Origin of the sequence: Enterobacter sp. AG326, from assembly GCF_004362415.1 — a bacterium.
Taxonomy (GTDB): Bacteria; Pseudomonadota; Gammaproteobacteria; order Enterobacterales; family Enterobacteriaceae; genus Enterobacter; species Enterobacter asburiae.
In genome coordinates this window covers 23,987-39,062 of the sequence record NZ_SNXG01000008.1, presented here as the reverse complement: position 1 = coordinate 39,062, position 15,076 = coordinate 23,987, and the positions used below count along the sequence as shown (strand labels likewise).

16 protein-coding genes are annotated in these 15,076 nt (G+C 56.9%); 12 read left to right on the top strand and 4 right to left on the bottom strand.

Annotated elements, in window-relative coordinates:
- The first annotated feature begins 58 nt into the window (after nt 1–58).
- The 12 genes from DFO52_RS19405 (at nt 59) to trpS (ending at nt 10,042) form a co-directional block, all read left to right on the top strand.
- Nucleotides 59–835 (top strand): DNA utilization protein HofM, encoded by a 777-nt coding sequence (locus tag DFO52_RS19405; protein ID WP_133551019.1) that lies wholly within the window; start codon nt 59–61, stop codon nt 833–835.
- Nucleotides 832–1,326, top strand: a complete 495-nt coding sequence (locus DFO52_RS19400; RefSeq protein ID WP_133551018.1) for a PilN domain-containing protein — start codon at nt 832–834, stop codon at nt 1,324–1,326. The genes DFO52_RS19405 and DFO52_RS19400 overlap by 4 nt, the downstream gene beginning before the upstream one ends.
- Before the next feature lie 3 nt (nt 1,327–1,329).
- Complete coding sequence (locus tag DFO52_RS19395; RefSeq protein ID WP_133551017.1) at nt 1,330–1,785, top strand: HofO; 456 nt, start codon at nt 1,330–1,332, stop codon at nt 1,783–1,785.
- A complete protein-coding gene (locus DFO52_RS19390) occupies nt 1,775–2,179 on the top strand; it encodes a HofP DNA utilization family protein (RefSeq protein ID WP_133551016.1) in 405 nt (134 codons plus the stop codon). Before DFO52_RS19395 ends, DFO52_RS19390 begins: the two co-directional genes overlap by 11 nt.
- Nucleotides 2,106–3,329 carry a DNA uptake porin HofQ gene (gene hofQ, locus DFO52_RS19385; protein ID WP_240960576.1) on the top strand — a complete coding sequence of 408 codons (1,224 nt, stop codon included), beginning with the start codon at nt 2,106–2,108 and terminating at the stop codon, nt 3,327–3,329. Before DFO52_RS19390 ends, hofQ begins: the two co-directional genes overlap by 74 nt.
- 286 nt (nt 3,330–3,615) lie before the next feature.
- Nucleotides 3,616–4,137, top strand: a complete 522-nt coding sequence (gene aroK, locus DFO52_RS19375) for a shikimate kinase AroK (protein ID WP_003861630.1) — start codon at nt 3,616–3,618, stop codon at nt 4,135–4,137.
- A gap of 57 nt (nt 4,138–4,194) precedes the next feature.
- The gene (gene aroB, locus DFO52_RS19370) at nt 4,195–5,283 is read left to right on the top strand and encodes a 3-dehydroquinate synthase (RefSeq protein WP_133551014.1); all 1,089 of its coding nucleotides are present in this window, start codon (nt 4,195–4,197) and stop codon (nt 5,281–5,283) included.
- A 92-nt stretch (nt 5,284–5,375) separates the two neighbouring features.
- Complete coding sequence (gene damX / locus DFO52_RS19365) at nt 5,376–6,692, top strand: cell division protein DamX (protein WP_133551013.1); 1,317 nt, start codon at nt 5,376–5,378, stop codon at nt 6,690–6,692.
- Nucleotides 6,693–6,759: 67 nt separating this feature from the next.
- Nucleotides 6,760–7,572 (top strand): adenine-specific DNA-methyltransferase, encoded by an 813-nt coding sequence (gene dam, locus DFO52_RS19360; RefSeq protein ID WP_023309480.1) that lies wholly within the window; start codon nt 6,760–6,762, stop codon nt 7,570–7,572.
- A 41-nt stretch (nt 7,573–7,613) separates the two neighbouring features.
- Nucleotides 7,614–8,291 (top strand): ribulose-phosphate 3-epimerase, encoded by a 678-nt coding sequence (gene rpe / locus DFO52_RS19355; protein ID WP_133551012.1) that lies wholly within the window; start codon nt 7,614–7,616, stop codon nt 8,289–8,291.
- Nucleotides 8,284–9,045: a phosphoglycolate phosphatase gene (gene gph, locus DFO52_RS19350; RefSeq protein ID WP_024907924.1), complete on the top strand. Its 762-nt coding sequence runs from the start codon at nt 8,284–8,286 to the stop codon at nt 9,043–9,045. Before rpe ends, gph begins: the two co-directional genes overlap by 8 nt.
- A complete protein-coding gene (gene trpS, locus DFO52_RS19345) occupies nt 9,038–10,042 on the top strand; it encodes a tryptophan--tRNA ligase (RefSeq protein WP_047646834.1) in 1,005 nt (334 codons plus the stop codon). Before gph ends, trpS begins: the two co-directional genes overlap by 8 nt.
- 144 nt (nt 10,043–10,186) lie before the next feature.
- Here trpS and DFO52_RS19340 read toward each other — a convergent pair whose 3' ends face one another.
- From DFO52_RS19340 to nirB, 4 genes are all read right to left on the bottom strand, one after another.
- Nucleotides 10,187–10,357 carry a YhfL family protein gene (locus DFO52_RS19340; protein WP_133551011.1) on the bottom strand — a complete coding sequence of 57 codons (171 nt, stop codon included), beginning with the start codon at nt 10,355–10,357 and terminating at the stop codon, nt 10,187–10,189.
- Nucleotides 10,358–10,500: 143 nt separating this feature from the next.
- Nucleotides 10,501–11,874 carry a siroheme synthase CysG gene (gene cysG / locus DFO52_RS19335; protein WP_133551010.1) on the bottom strand — a complete coding sequence of 458 codons (1,374 nt, stop codon included), beginning with the start codon at nt 11,872–11,874 and terminating at the stop codon, nt 10,501–10,503.
- 134 nt (nt 11,875–12,008) lie between these two features.
- The gene (gene nirD, locus DFO52_RS19330; protein ID WP_133551009.1) at nt 12,009–12,335 is read right to left on the bottom strand and encodes a nitrite reductase small subunit NirD; all 327 of its coding nucleotides are present in this window, start codon (nt 12,333–12,335) and stop codon (nt 12,009–12,011) included.
- Nucleotides 12,332–14,875, bottom strand: coding sequence for a nitrite reductase large subunit NirB (gene nirB / locus DFO52_RS19325; protein WP_133551008.1), 2,544 nt, complete (start codon nt 14,873–14,875; stop codon nt 12,332–12,334). The genes nirD and nirB overlap by 4 nt, the downstream gene beginning before the upstream one ends.
- Nucleotides 14,876–15,076: the final 201 nt, after the last annotated feature.

Here is a 15,076-nt window from a genome sequence, read left to right as displayed (position 1 = left end):
CAAGCCTGATTCATTGATATAGCCGTCAACCCGACGGGCGATAAGGAGATCGTGAAGCATGGCTTTCAAAATATGGCAAACGGGCGTTCATATTCAACAGGATAGGGCGCTGATAGTCGCCCTGGCCCGGGAGAAGTCGGGCTGGTGCTTGCGCCGCTGGTGGGCGATTCCTCTGGACGAGGGCATCATTCGTGACGGCAAAATTTGTCAGCCAGAACAGCTGGTTGATGCGTTACGCGACTGGCGCAAAACGCTGCCGCACTACCACCGTGTATTCCTCTCTTTCCCGGCAGCACGGACTCTGCAACGGACGCTCCCCCGCCCGACCGTTGCGCTGCGCGACAGCGAGCAGCTCTCATGGCTTGGTGCGGCGCTCGCGCGCGAACTGGAGATGTCTGCCGATACGCTCTGTTTCGATTACGCGCAGGATACCTTCAGCAATACCTTTCACGTGACCGCCGCGCAAAACAACGAGATCGACACCCTACTGGCGCTGGCGAAAACGCTGCGTTTGCGGCTGGTGGCCATTACGCCGGATGCCAGCGCGCTGGCGAATCTTCTTCCCGCGGTGGCACCAGCGACGTGCGTCGCCTGGCGGGACGATCGGCAGTGGCTGTGGGCGATGCGCCACCAGTGGGGACGCCGCTTTACCACAGAAGCCGAAAACGTGGCTGAGCTGTCGGCGCTGCTGGCGCTTGGTTCGGATGACATCGCGCTGTTTGATAGCCGACGTGATCCGTGGGAAATCCTGGAACGCTGCCATGCCCCGCTACCGGACTGCGGCGCTGATTATACCGTTGCGCTGGCGCTGGCCATGAGCGAGGTGCCCGGATGAGCATCATGAACTTTCTGCCCTGGCGACAGCAGCGGCGCGCGCGATGCCTGCGTTTCTGGGGCGCAATGTGTGTCGGCACCGTGCTGTTAATGTTCGTGGTCATTTTCTGCCTGCGGATAAACCCTCTTATGAGGCTACACGCGCTGCAAACGGAGCTGACGGGAACGCAGGCCGTGCAGCACGCGCTTGCCTCCCGGCAGAAACTCGCCTCACAGGCGCAGAAGCCAGCGCAGACCCTTCAACGACGCGCATGGCAACCGGTGCTGGAATCCCTTTCCCGCGCCACTCCTTCACAGGTCTGGCTGACAGAGCTTCGCTATCAGCCTCCTGCTCTGATGTTGAGCGGGTATGCCATAACCCTGCCAGCCCTGTCTGCTCTGCGCGATGCGCTGGGCCAAATAGCGGGTTTTACGCCCGGAACGGCGGGTGAGCTTCGGCAGGACAGCCAGGGGCGCTGGATGTTCACCCTCCATCTTAAAAGCGAGGGGTAACGCATGGATACCCTGTTAGAACGCTGGTGCGAAAGCCGTCCCTGGTATCGGGTGCTTTTCTGGTGTCTGGGGAGTTTCCTGGCAGGACTGGCCGCGTGGGGCACCTTGCTCAGACCGCTAGACAGGCAGTGTGCTGAACGACAGCGACAGCTGATTCAGGACGCGAGGACGAACGCGGCGTTATGGCCTGCCGTCAGAAAGGTGCCGTTTCTTACGGAAACAACGGAAGCACTGGCGCTGACGCCGTTTTCCCCGCTCGATTTTCAGGACGATAACGCGACGCTGGTTCACTGGAAGCCGCAGCAGAACGGAGGGGAACTGATGCTGGAGGTGGAGTGGCAGGCTCTCCCGGCGCTTTTTTCCCGGCTGGCGCAGCGGGATGTGCAGATCGCCGCTTTCGCGATTGCACCACAAGGTACAGCGCTGCGCCTGCGGCTGGAGCTGGAACATGCGAAATAGCGCGCGATATTTGCTGGTTTGCTCAGCGCTGCTATTGACCGGCATGCGCGATCCGTTTCGCCCGCCGGACGATCCCTGCGCCATTGGCGAGCTGGCGCAGTGGCGCTATCGCGGCATGGTGGGAGGGCAGCAGGCTATCGGCATTTTACAGGATGGGCAAAAGCGCTGGTACCGCCTGAAAACGCATGAGCGCTTCCCGGCTGGCTGGACGATAACAGCCATCAATGAAACGGAACTGGTTGTTATTGTGGGTGACACATGTGAACCAGGAAAATGGACGTGGCAACGAGAAGGAACGAATAAGAATGAATTTACGGATAATGCTGTGGCTGCTGGCGTTCAGCCATCCGCTGTGGGCCGCCGCGCCAAAACCGGTCACGCTGGTGGTGGATGACGTGCCTGTAGTCCAGGTGCTGCAGAGCCTGGTTGCACAGGAGAACCGAAATCTGGTGATATCGCCTGATGTCGGCGGCACGCTTTCGCTCAACCTGACGCGCGTCCCCTGGCGTCAAGCGTTACAGACGGTTGTCACCAGCGCTGGCCTCGTTTTGCGAGAGGAAGGCGGCATTTTTTACGTGCACACAGCGGCCTGGCAGCGTGAACAGCAGGAGCGCTCAGAGCAGGAGCGAGCGCGTCGACAGCTTGATGCGCCGCTGGTGTCTCACAGTATCGCTTTTTCCTATGCCGATGCCGGAGAGCTGCAAAAAGCCGCGGAAAAATTCCTGAGCCCCAAGGGAAGTTTGTCTCTCGACAAACGCACTAACCGGCTGCTGATTCGGGATAACCAGACGGTGGTGGAGACGCTGCAGCGCTGGGCCGCTCAGATGGATATTCCCGTCGAACAGGTCGAGCTGGCGGCGCATATTGTGACCATTAATGAAAAAAGCCTGCGTGAGCTGGGGGTGAAGTGGAATCTCGCCGACGCCGCCGACGCGGGCAAGGTTGGCCAGCTCACCACGCTTGGCAGCGATCTTTCCGTCGCCAGCGCCACCAGCCACGTGGGTTTTAACATCGGACGGATCAATGGTCGGCTGCTGGATCTGGAGCTCTCTGCGCTGGAGCAAAAACAGCAGGTCGATATCATCGCCAGCCCGCGGCTGCTGGCCTCGCATATGCAGCCGGCCAGCATCAAGCAGGGGAGTGAAATCCCGTATCAGGTCTCAAGCGGTGAAAGCGGCGCCACCTCCGTTGAGTTTAAGGAGGCGGTATTAGGGATGGAGGTCACGCCGGTGGTGTTACCGGGAGGGCGCGTGCGCCTGAAATTGCACATCAGCGAAAATATGCCGGGACAGGTTCTGCAGCAGGCTGACGGCGAAACGCTGGCGATCGACAAACAGGAGATAGAAACCCAGGTGGAGGTAAAAAGTGGAGAAACGCTGGCATTGGGTGGAATTTTTTCGCAGAAGAACAAAACCGGCAGCGACAGCGTGCCGGGGCTGGGGAAAATCCCCTGGCTTGGACAGCTTTTTCGCCACGATGGTAAGGATAATGAACGGCGCGAGCTAGTGGTGTTTATTACGCCACGTCTGGTCGGTATTCGCTGACGGGTAACGATCCCCGCAATGATTTTGCATTCAGTTTGTTGCAGATGTTTGACGTGGGGCATGAATTAGCATACAAGGAGTACCGATTTGAGTTGGACTTACGTCTTATTACCTTATGCGCCCGACGCGGTGATTTAATCAGTTGCCAAACAAGCCGGAGTATTGAGATAATTTTTAGTCTGACTCTCGCTCTATTGCATATGAGGTTTCAGTTCATGTCCTGCTACGCTGGGTGTCTGCGAAGCGGGGATTACCATTAACGAATAGTCTTAGTAGTACCGATAAAATGGCAGAGAAACGCAATATCTTTCTGGTTGGGCCTATGGGTGCCGGCAAAAGCACTATTGGGCGTCAGTTAGCTCAACAACTCAATATGGAATTTTACGATTCTGATCAAGAGATTGAGAAACGAACCGGAGCTGATGTGGGCTGGGTTTTCGATGTAGAAGGCGAAGAAGGTTTCCGTGACCGAGAAGAAAAAGTGATCAACGAACTCACGGAAAAACAGGGCATCGTTCTGGCAACAGGCGGCGGTTCTGTGAAATCTCGCGAAACCCGTAACCGTCTCTCCGCCCGTGGCGTAGTGGTCTATCTTGAGACGACCATCGAGAAACAGCTGGCACGTACGCAGCGCGATAAAAAGCGCCCGCTGCTGCAGGTTGAAACGCCACCACGCGAAGTTCTGGAAGCGTTGGCCGATGAACGCAATCCGCTGTATGAAGAGATTGCCGACGTGACCATTCGTACTGACGACCAGAGCGCTAAAGTGGTTGCAAACCAGATTATTCATATGCTGGAAAGCAACTGATTCTGGCTTTATATACACTCGCCTGCGGGTAAAAGCATTAAAGGTGGATGTCGCGTCATGGAGAGGATTACAGTTACTCTCGGGGAACGTAGTTACCCTATCACCATCGCGGCTGGTTTGTTTAACGACCCAGCTTCCTTTTTACCACTGAAAGCGGGTGATCAGGCGATGCTGGTCACCAATGAGACGCTGGCTCCGCTTTATCTCGACCGCGTACGCCACCTGCTTGAGCAGGCGGGCGTAAAAGTCGACAGTGTGATTCTCCCCGATGGCGAGCAGTATAAAAGCCTGACGGTACTGGATACCGTCTTTACCGCATTGCTGCAAAAACCGCACGGTCGCGATACAACACTGCTTGCCCTGGGCGGCGGTGTTGTGGGCGATCTGACCGGCTTTGCGGCCGCAAGCTATCAACGTGGCGTCCGTTTTATTCAAATCCCGACCACGTTGCTGTCCCAGGTCGACTCCTCTGTGGGTGGCAAAACGGCAGTCAACCATCCGCTCGGCAAAAACATGATTGGCGCGTTCTACCAGCCCGCATCGGTGGTGGTGGATCTCGACTGTCTGAAAACCCTGCCGAAGCGCGAACTGGCTTCTGGTCTGGCGGAAGTGATCAAATACGGCATTATTCTGGATGGCGAGTTCTTTAGCTGGCTTGAAGAGAATATGGATGCGCTGCTGTGTCTGGATGAGGCTAAACTGGCATACTGCATCCGTCGTTGTTGTGAGCTGAAAGCAGAAGTTGTTGCAGCAGACGAGCGTGAAACGGGCTTACGTGCTTTACTGAATCTTGGGCATACGTTTGGTCACGCGATTGAAGCCGAAATGGGTTACGGTAACTGGCTGCACGGTGAAGCCGTCGCGGCCGGAATGGTAATGGCTGCCCGCACTTCAGAACGTCTCGGGCAGTTCACACCGGAAGAGACGGCACGCATCATTGCGCTGCTTGAGCGTGCAGGTTTGCCGGTGACCGGACCGCAGGAGATGTCGGCGCAAGCGTATTTACCCCACATGATGCGCGATAAAAAAGTATTGGCAGGCGAGATGCGTCTTGTACTCCCGCTTGCAATAGGGAAGAGTGAAGTGCGCGGCGGAGTGCCGCACGATGTCGTTCTTGGCGCTATCGCTGATTGTCAGCAGGCGTAACAACTAGAAAGGTCAGGCCACTGTCGCCGGTGGTCGTTTAGCTTCAGGTGAAATGCAAAGTCGTTAGCATAAGCCTTTGAGTGGGGTGTTAAATGGATGAATTCAAACCAGAAGACGAGCTGAAACCCGATCCCAGCGATCGTCGTACTGGTCGTTCTCGTCAATCTTCAGAACGTGATAACGAGCCGCAGATCAACTTTGACGATGTTGATCTGGATGCAGACGATCGTCGCCCTTCGCGCAGCCGCAACGCGCACGAAGAGCGAGCAGAAGAGGATTATGAGTCCGAAGAAGATTCAATGGACGAACAGCCTGTAGAGCGTCGCCCGCGTAAACGTAAAAAAGCCGCTGCGCCTAAACCGGCGTCACGCCAGTACATTATGATGGGCCTTGGCGTTCTGGTGCTTGTGCTGCTGATTGTCGGCATTGGCTCCGCGCTTAAAGCACCGTCAACGAACTCAACCGAGCAAACTGCTTCCGCTGAGAAGAGCATCAACCTGTCCGGTAACGATGCGACCAATCAGGCGAATGGCGCACAGCCTGCACCGGGTGCGACTTCCGCAGAGCAGACCGCAGGTAACACCACAGCGCCGCAGGATGTTTCTCTGCCGCCCGTTTCTTCAACCCCTGCTCAGGGTCAGGCACCTGCCACGCCTGAAGGCCAGCAGCGCGTAGAAGTTCAGGGAGATCTGAACAATGCGCTGACGCAGCCGCAGAACCAGCAGCAGGTTGATAACGTCGTGGTTAACTCCACGCTGCCAACCGAGCCGGCAACCGTTGCCCCGATTCGCGGTGGTAACGCTCAGCCACAAACGGCTGCGACGGAAACCAAACCGCGCCAGACGCAAACTGCGACGCGTCCTGAACGTAAGCAGGCGGTGATCGAGCCTAAGCGTGAAACCAAACCTCAGGCAGTCGTCAAAGCGCCTGAAGTGAAAGCCGTACCGGCACAGCCGAAACACACCGAAACGGCTGCGGTGAGCGAGCCTGCTAAAGCGCCAGTCACGCAGACCGCGCCGAAAGCAACGGCGACCACAACGGCACCGGCTGCCACAGCTGCGCCTGCAGCAACGGCTCCAGCAGCCACGGCAACAGCCTCCAGCAGCGCCGCAGGCAAAACGGCAGGTAACGTTGGTTCGCTGAAGTCTGCGCCATCCAGCAACTACACGCTGCAGCTGAGCAGTTCGTCTAACTATGACAACCTCAACAGCTGGGCGAAGAAATCAAATCTGAAAAACTACGTTGTTTATCAGACGACCCGTAACGGTCAACCGTGGTATGTGCTGGTCAGCGGTGTTTATACGTCCAAAGATGAAGCGAAACGTGCCGTTGCGGCACTGCCAGCGGATGTTCAGGCGAAAAACCCGTGGGCTAAGCCGATTCATCAGGTTCAGGCCGATCTGAAGTAATGTTTAAAGCGCAGGATGCTGTCGGAGCTTTCTCCACAGCCGGAGAAGGTGTAATCAGTTAGTCAGCATGAAAAAAAATCGCGCTTTTCTGAAATGGGCAGGGGGGAAATACCCCCTGCTCGATGATATTAAAAAGCACCTGCCAAAAGGCGAGTGTCTAATCGAGCCTTTCGTGGGTGCGGGATCGGTGTTCCTCAACACCGATTTTTCTCGTTATATCCTGGCGGATATCAACAACGACCTTATCAGCCTCTATAACATTGTTAAGCTGCGTACCGAAGAGTATGTCGCAGAGGCGCGCAAACTGTTTACGCCGGAGAATAATCACCCGGACGTTTACTACCAGTTCCGCACTGAGTTTAATCAGAGCCAGGATCCGTTCCGCAGAGCGCTGCTGTTCCTCTATCTCAACCGACATGGTTACAACGGCCTGTGCCGATATAACCTGCGCGGGGAATTTAACGTGCCGTTTGGTCGCTATAAGCGCCCGTATTTCCCGCAGGACGAGCTGTACCACTTTGCCGAAAAAGCGCAGAACGCAGAGTTTCATTGCCTCTCCTATGAAGAGTGTATGGAACTGGCAGGCGTAAACTCGGTGGTTTACTGTGACCCGCCTTACGCACCACTGTCTGCAACGGCGAATTTCACCGCTTATCACACCAACAGCTTCAGCCCTGCCGAACAGGCTCGTCTGGCGGAGATGGCGGAAAAGCTGGTCAGCAAAAGAATTCCGGTGTTAATTTCAAATCACGACACGCCTGATACGCGCGAATGGTACAAAGCCGCGAAGCATTTTCAGGTCAAAGTGCGGCGTAGCATTAGCAGCAACGGCGGCACACGTAAAAAGGTGGACGAACTTCTGGCTCTTTATCGCCCCTGAGCCGTTTTGCCCGCCGGTAAACACATTTCAAGGAGAAGCGGATGAAACAGTTTTTGATTGCTCCCTCAATTCTGTCGGCCGATTTTGCCCGCCTGGGTGAAGACACCGCCAAAGCTCTCGCGGCTGGCGCAGATGTCGTCCATTTCGACGTTATGGACAACCACTACGTCCCGAATCTGACCATTGGCCCAATGGTGCTGAAGGCATTACGTAACTATGGCATTACCGCGCCGATCGACGTTCACCTGATGGTGAAGCCTGTCGATCGCATCGTGCCTGACTTCGCCGCAGCGGGTGCCAGCATCATCACTTTCCATCCGGAAGCCTCTGAACACGTAGACCGCACGCTGCAGCTGATCAAAGAGAACGGCTGTAAAGCGGGGCTGGTGTTTAACCCGGCCACGCCGCTGAGCTATCTCGACTATGTCATTGACAAGCTGGACGTGATCCTGCTGATGTCCGTTAACCCGGGTTTCGGCGGTCAGTCGTTTATCCCCCACACGCTGGATAAGCTGCGTGAAGTGCGCCGTCGTATTGATGAGTCAGGTTACGATATTCGTCTGGAAGTGGACGGCGGGGTGAAAGTGAATAACATTGGTGAAATTGCGGCAGCGGGTGCGGATATGTTCGTTGCAGGTTCGGCAATTTTCGACCAGCCGGATTACAAAAAAGTCATTGATGAAATGCGCCGTGAGCTGGCGAAGGTAAGTCATGGATAAATTGCAGGCAATTCGGGGGGTGGCATTCGACCTCGACGGCACGCTGGTCGACAGCGCGCCGGGCTTAACGAGCGCCGTAGACCAGGCGCTGTACGCGCTTGAACTCCCCGTTGCGGGTGAAGAGCGCGTGGTAACGTGGATTGGCAACGGCGCCGATGTTCTGATGGAGCGCGCGTTGACGTGGGCGCGTCAGGAGCGAGCGTCACAGCGTTCCGCGCAGGGTAAACCGAGCGTTGACCATGCTGACATCCCTAAGGATGAGCAGCTGCGGATTCTGCGCAAACTGTTCGATCGTTTCTACGAAGAGACCGTAGAGGAGGGCAGCTTCCTGTTCCCGGACGTTCAGGAAACGCTGAGCGCGCTGCACGCGAAGGGCATCCCGCTGGGGCTGGTGACCAACAAACCGACGCCGTTCGTTGCGCCTCTGCTGGAAGCGCTCGATATCGCGAAGTATTTCTCCGTGATTGTGGGCGGCGACGACGTGCAGAACAAAAAGCCGCATCCGGAACCGCTGTTGCTGGTGGCAGGAAAATTATCCTTAACCCCTGCGGAGCTGCTCTTTGTCGGGGATTCGCGCAATGATATTCTGGCTGCCCGGGCGGCAGGATGTCCTTCCGTCGGATTAACCTATGGCTACAACTACGGTGAGGCCATCACGCTAAGTGAGCCGGATGTGGTTTTCGACCACTTCAAAGATTTGTTGCCCGCACTCGGGCTTTCGCACAGTGAACATCAGGAATTGAATAATGACTAAGCCCATCGTTTTTAGTGGCGCACAGCCTTCAGGTGAATTGACCATTGGTAACTACATGGGTGCGTTACGTCAGTGGGTCAGCATGCAGGATGAGTACCATTGCATTTACTGCATCGTCGATCTCCATGCGATTACCGCGCGTCAGGATCCTGAGAAGCTGCGTAAAGCCACCCTGGACACCCTGGCGCTGTACCTGGCCTGCGGCATCGATCCTGAGAAGAGCACCATTTTCGTTCAGTCTCACGTGCCGGAGCACGCGCAGCTGGGCTGGGCGCTGAACTGCTACACCTATTTCGGCGAGCTGAGCCGCATGACGCAGTTCAAGGATAAATCCGCACGCTACTCTGAAAACATCAACGCCGGTCTGTTCGACTATCCGGTGCTGATGGCGGCGGACATCCTGCTGTATCAAACCAACCAGGTGCCGGTGGGTGAAGACCAGAAGCAGCACCTGGAGCTGAGCCGCGATATCGCCCAGCGCTTTAACGCGATTTACGGCGATGTGTTCAAAGTGCCAGAGCCGTTTATTCCGAAGTCCGGCGCGCGCGTGATGTCGCTGCTGGAGCCGACCAAGAAGATGTCCAAGTCTGACGATAACCGCAACAACGTTATCGGCCTGCTGGAAGATCCGAAATCCGTCGTCAAAAAGCTCAAGCGCGCGGTCACCGACTCCGACGAGCCGCCTGTGGTGCGCTACGACGTGCAGAACAAAGCGGGCGTTTCCAACCTGCTGGATATCCTCTCCGGCGTGACTGGCCAGAGCATTCCTGAACTGGAAAAACACTTCGAAGGCAAGATGTACGGCCACCTGAAAGGTGAAGTGGCAGACGCCGTTTCCGGCATGCTGACCGAGCTTCAGGAGCGTTATCACCGTTACCGTAACGACGAAGCTTTCCTGCAGAAGGTGATGAAAGAGGGCGCGGAAAAAGCCAGCGCGCGTGCGTCCGAAACCCTGAAAGCGGTGTACGAAGCGATTGGGTTTGTGGGTAAACCGTAGGTAAAAGCAAAACGGTAACTACGTTACCGTTTTTAGGGTTTGTTCCCTCTCCCTGTGGGAGAGGGTCAGGGTGAGGGCATCAGACCGCACTTCCCTAAACAAAAAAACCGGGAAAGCCCCGGTTTTTTTACGCCTGAAAATCGCTTACTGCTGCGCCACCGGGCCGCAACCGCCGATGATCTTCGAAATGGAGATCGCCGGGTGCAGCAGGTAATCGTAGCTGCAGTTATTTTTGGTGTTCTGTACATGACCGGTACAGGCAGTCAGAGTCGATAACAGGCCAACCAGAACGGCGGCTTTTGCCAGTTTGAACATACGCATTCCTTGTCTTAAAAACGAAAGTTGGATGTAACTCAAGGGAATAAAGGGAGAAATTCCACTTCGGGGCGGTATGTTATCGACAGCGGTAAGAGGGGAGTAGTCCGCATAAGGACTACTCCGCAAAGGAAGAATATGCGTTAGTGATTTGAGAACCAGTTCAGCTTATCGCGCAGTTCAACCACGCGACCCACCACAATCAGCGCCGGGCTTTCGACCTGCTGAGCCAGTTCACCGAGCTGCGTCAGTACACCATCCACTACGCGTTGCTTGATGGACGTACCGTTTTCCACCAGCGCAACCGGCATATCAGCCTCCATGCCGTGCTCCAGCAGCTTCGCCTGAATCGTCGCGGCCTGGTTCAGCCCCATATAGAAGACCAGCGTCTGCTTTTCCCCGGCCAGGTTATGCCAGTCCAGCTCGCTGCCGGTTTTCATATGGCCCGTCACCAGACGCACGCTCTGGGCATAGTCGCGGTGGGTCAGCGGAATGCCAGAGTAAGCTGAGCAGCCGGATGCCGCCGTAATGCCCGGCACCACGGAGAACGGAATGCCCGCGTCACACAGGGTTTCCAGCTCCTCGCCGCCGCGACCAAAGATAAACGGATCGCCACCCTTAAGGCGCACCACGCGCTTACCTTTCTGCGCCTCGCGCAGCAGGATCTGGTTAATCTCCTCCTGCGGCACGCAGTGATAGCCCGCCCGTTTTCCAACGAATACGCGGTCGGCATCGCGGCGTACCAGGTTCATGATGTCATCGGAGACCAGGCGATCGTAAACCACGGTATCGGCCTGCTGGATCTGCTGTAGCCCTTTCAGCGTCAGCAAGCCCGCATCGCCGGGGCCTGCGCCCACCAGCACCACTTCGCCGCGATGGTCCAGCGGCTCGCTCAGGAGCTGTTCGGTTGTCTCTTCAACGGCTTTGGTGTCCTGATTGGCCAGCGACTGCGCCAGCCTGTCGTTCACAAAGAATTTTTCCCAGAAGCGACGACGCTCGCCCACGGTGGAAAAGGTTTGCTTCACGCGGGAGCGGAGCTGCCCGGCGTAATGGGCAATCTGACCAAGATGCTGGGGCAACAGGGCCTCCAGTTTTTCCCGCAGCAGGCGGGCGAGAACCGGCGAGCGTCCGCCGGACGATACCGCAATCATCAGCGGCGAGCGGTCGATAATCGACGGCATGATAAAGCTGGCCTCTTTCGGCGCATCCACCACGTTGCAGAAGATTCGGCGCGCTTCGCAGGCGTCGCTGATGCGCTGGTTCACTTCATCATCATCCGTTGCGGCAATCGTCAGCCAGCAGGTATCCAGCAGGGATTCATCAAACTCTCCCTGTTCCAGCGTGAGAATCCCTTCCTGGGCCCAGACCTCAAACTGTGGGGCAAAGGCAAGGGCGTTGACGGTCAGTCGGGCGCCAGCCTCTAACAGCAGGCGCGCTTTGCGTTCAGCCACGTCGCCGCCGCCCACGAGCAGGCAGTCGCGGTTGCGTAATTGACAAAAAATCGGCAGGTGATCCACGACGTTACCTCGCAGCATTCATGGAGGGGGTAAGAATTGACGTCAGGATAACAGCAGGAATCGTACAAAACATACGGTTTTTCCTGCCGTTACCCATAGGGGTCATAAGCTTTTCGTATTGAAAAGACGGGGGATTAGCCTTTCAGCTGCACCTTGCCGTCCTTCACGCGAACGTCATAGTGCTTCACTGAATGACTCTCATCTTCCATGCAGTACCCGTCGCTTAAGCGGAAACGCTGCTTTTTCAGCGGACTGGCGACCCACAGCTCCCCCTGATGCTCGGCAATCAAGCCGCGGGAGAGCACGCTGGCCTCGAAGAACGGGTCGATATTGCTGATGGCAAAAACCTGTTCATCGTGGCGAGGGCGGAAAATCGCGACCTGTTCTTGGCCCAGCAGCGCGCACACGCCGGTGGCGGGAATGATGTCGTTAATATCGCAAATGTTTATCCACTGGCTCATGCGTTTTCCTCCACCAGCGTCACCGGAATACGCTCATACGGTGTCGCCGGACGATGCTGTTCACGCTCCGGCACAACCTGTACGTTCGGGTCGCGCTGGGTGCTGTTGATAAAGTGTTTGAAGCGCGTCTGCGCCGCCGGGGTGTTGACGGTTTCCGTCCACTCGCAGATCACCGCCTCGCGAAGGCGCGCCATCTCGGCTTCCAGATGTTCGTTCAGGCCCAGCTTGTCGTCGATGATCACCGATTTCAGGTAGTCAATGCCGCCTTCCAGGTTATCGAGCCAGGAAGCGGTACGGGTCAGCTTATCGGCGGTGCGGATGTAGAACATCATGAAGCGGTCGAGATACTGAATCAGCGTGTCGCTATCGAGATCCGCCGCCAGCAGGTCCGCGTGGCGTGGCTTCATCCCGCCGTTGCCGCAGACGTACAGGTTCCAGCCTTTCTCGGTGGCGATGATACCCACGTCTTTACCCTGCGCTTCCGCACATTCGCGGGTACAGCCGGAGACGCCAAACTTCATTTTGTGCGGGGTGCGGATGCCTTTGTAGCGGTTTTCCAGCTCCACGCCGAAGCCCACGCTGTCGCCGACGCCGTAGCGGCACCAGGTGCTCCCCACGCAGGTTTTTGCCATACGCAGCGCTTTGGCGTACGCGTGGCCGGTTTCGAAGCCCGCTTCAATCAGCTGACGCCAGATTTCCGGCAGGTCGTCCTTCTGCGCGCCAAACAGGCCGATACGCTGGGAGCCGGTGATTTTGGTGTAGAGGTTAAATTCACGCGCAATACGGCCCACGGCAACCAGCCCTTCCGGCGTGATTTCGCCCCCAGCGGAACGTGGAATAACGGAGTAGGTACCGTCTTTCTGGATGTTGGCCAGGAAGTTGTCGTTGGTCTCCTGCAGCGGCGTATGCTCGGGTTTAAGCACGTACTCGTTCCAGCAGGAGGCCAGCAGGGAGCCGACGGTCGGTTTACACACTTCGCAGCCGTAGCCCTGGCCGTGCTTCGCCAGCAGTTCGTCGAAGGACTTAATGCCCTCCACGCGGATCAGGTGGTACAGCTCCTGGCGAGAATACGCGAAGTGCTCGCACAGGTTGTTGTTCACTTCGATGCCCTGTTTCGCCAGCTCGGCGTTCAGCACCTGAGTGACCAGCGGAATACAGCCGCCGCAGCCGGTCCCGGCTTTGGTTTCGGCTTTCAGGGCCGCCACGGTGTGGCAACCTTTGTTGATGGCGGAGATCAGCATGCCTTTGGTGACGTCGAAGCAGGAGCAAATCTGCGCGCTGTCCGGCAGTTTATCCACGCCGATAGACGGCTTGCCGCTGGACGCGTGCGCCGGGAGGATCAGCGCGTCCGGGTTTTCCGGCAGTTCGATGGCGTTCAGCACCAGCTGGAGCAGGTTGCCGAAGTCGCTGGTGTCGCCCACCAGCACCGCACCGAGCAGGGTTTTATTGTCCTGGCTGACGATGAGGCGTTTGTAGACTTCTTTGCTTTCGTCGAGATAAACATAGCTGCGGGAATTTGGGGTGCGGCCATGCGCATCGCCAATTCCGCCCACGTCCACGCCCAGCAGCTTCAGCTTGGCGCTCATGTCTGCACCGGTAAACGCGTTTTCGCTGCCGAGGATATGGTCCACGGCGACCTGCGCCATTTTGTAGCCCGGCGCCACCAGGCCGTATACGCGGTTGTTCCAGCTGGCGCATTCGCCAATCGCGTAGATATCCGGATCGGAGGTCTGGCAAGCGTCGTTGATCATGATCCCGCCGCGCTGCGCCACGGCCAGACCGCACTGGGTCGCCAGCTTGTCGCGCGGACGAATACCGGTGGAGAAGACGATGAAGTCCACTTCCAGCTCACTGCCGTCGGCAAAGCGCATGGTTTTGCGCGCTTCAGTCCCTTCCTGCACGATCTCTTTGGTGTTCTTGCTGGTGTGAACCTTCACGCCCATGCTTTCGATTTTACGACGAAGCTGGTCGCCGCCCATGTGGTCCAGCTGTTCGGCCATCAGCATCGGGGCAAATTCGATGACGTGGGTTTCAACGCCGAGGTTTTTCAGCGCGCCTGCCGCTTCCAGGCCCAGCAGACCGCCGCCGACAACCGCGCCGCGACGGCTTCGACGGGCGCAGGATTCGATGGCGTTGAGGTCTTCAATGGTACGGTAGACGAAGCAATCCTGAGTTTCCGAGCCTTTGATCGGCGGGATCCACGGATAGGAGCCCGTCGCCATGATCAGCTTGTCGTAAAAAACCGTACGCCCGGCGCTGGAGTGGATCACTTTTTCCTGACGGTTGATGGTGATAGCGCGTTCGCCCACCAGCACTTTTACGCCATGCTTCTCGTAGAAACCTTCGCGCACCAGAGAGAGCTCTTCGGCGGTATGATGGGAGAAGTAGGAAGACAGGTGCACACGGTCGTACGCCTTGCGGGGTTCTTCACAGAACACGGTAATATCGAACTGCTCAGCATCGGCCTTATCCAGAAGATCCTCAATAAAGCGGTGGCCGACCATGCCGTTACCGATGATAGCGAGTCTGACTTTGCTCATTATTGCCTCGATTTCTTTTCTATTATTGCCTACCTTAACGATTCAGCAGAGGCGCTTATTGATGCAAATCAAATACGTCTTCGCCTACTCCTTAGGTGGTATGCGACTGATTTGTCAGGATTTTTATAAGTGGCGGAAATCGCAGGCTTTTCGTGCTCGTTGAATTTGTGTACAAATCAGGGGCGGTTTTGCCAAAATCGA

Coding starts and splice junctions, on each gene's coding strand:
- aroK (WP_003861630.1), top strand. CDS start 3,616: ATGGCAGAGAAACGCAATATCTTTCTGGTTGGGCCTATGGGTGCCGGC.
- dam (WP_023309480.1), top strand. CDS start 6,760: ATGAAAAAAAATCGCGCTTTTCTGAAATGGGCAGGGGGGAAATACCCC.
- DFO52_RS19340 (WP_133551011.1), bottom strand. CDS start 10,357: ATGTTCAAACTGGCAAAAGCCGCCGTTCTGGTTGGCCTGTTATCGACT.
- nirB (WP_133551008.1), bottom strand. CDS start 14,875: ATGAGCAAAGTCAGACTCGCTATCATCGGTAACGGCATGGTCGGCCAC.
- DFO52_RS19395 (WP_133551017.1), top strand. CDS start 1,330: ATGGATACCCTGTTAGAACGCTGGTGCGAAAGCCGTCCCTGGTATCGG.
- damX (WP_133551013.1), top strand. CDS start 5,376: ATGGATGAATTCAAACCAGAAGACGAGCTGAAACCCGATCCCAGCGAT.
- DFO52_RS19400 (WP_133551018.1), top strand. CDS start 832: ATGAGCATCATGAACTTTCTGCCCTGGCGACAGCAGCGGCGCGCGCGA.
- nirD (WP_133551009.1), bottom strand. CDS start 12,335: ATGAGCCAGTGGATAAACATTTGCGATATTAACGACATCATTCCCGCC.
- trpS (WP_047646834.1), top strand. CDS start 9,038: ATGACTAAGCCCATCGTTTTTAGTGGCGCACAGCCTTCAGGTGAATTG.
- DFO52_RS19390 (WP_133551016.1), top strand. CDS start 1,775: ATGCGAAATAGCGCGCGATATTTGCTGGTTTGCTCAGCGCTGCTATTG.
- rpe (WP_133551012.1), top strand. CDS start 7,614: ATGAAACAGTTTTTGATTGCTCCCTCAATTCTGTCGGCCGATTTTGCC.
- DFO52_RS19405 (WP_133551019.1), top strand. CDS start 59: ATGGCTTTCAAAATATGGCAAACGGGCGTTCATATTCAACAGGATAGG.
- gph (WP_024907924.1), top strand. CDS start 8,284: ATGGATAAATTGCAGGCAATTCGGGGGGTGGCATTCGACCTCGACGGC.
- hofQ (WP_240960576.1), top strand. CDS start 2,106: ATGCTGTGGCTGCTGGCGTTCAGCCATCCGCTGTGGGCCGCCGCGCCA.
- aroB (WP_133551014.1), top strand. CDS start 4,195: ATGGAGAGGATTACAGTTACTCTCGGGGAACGTAGTTACCCTATCACC.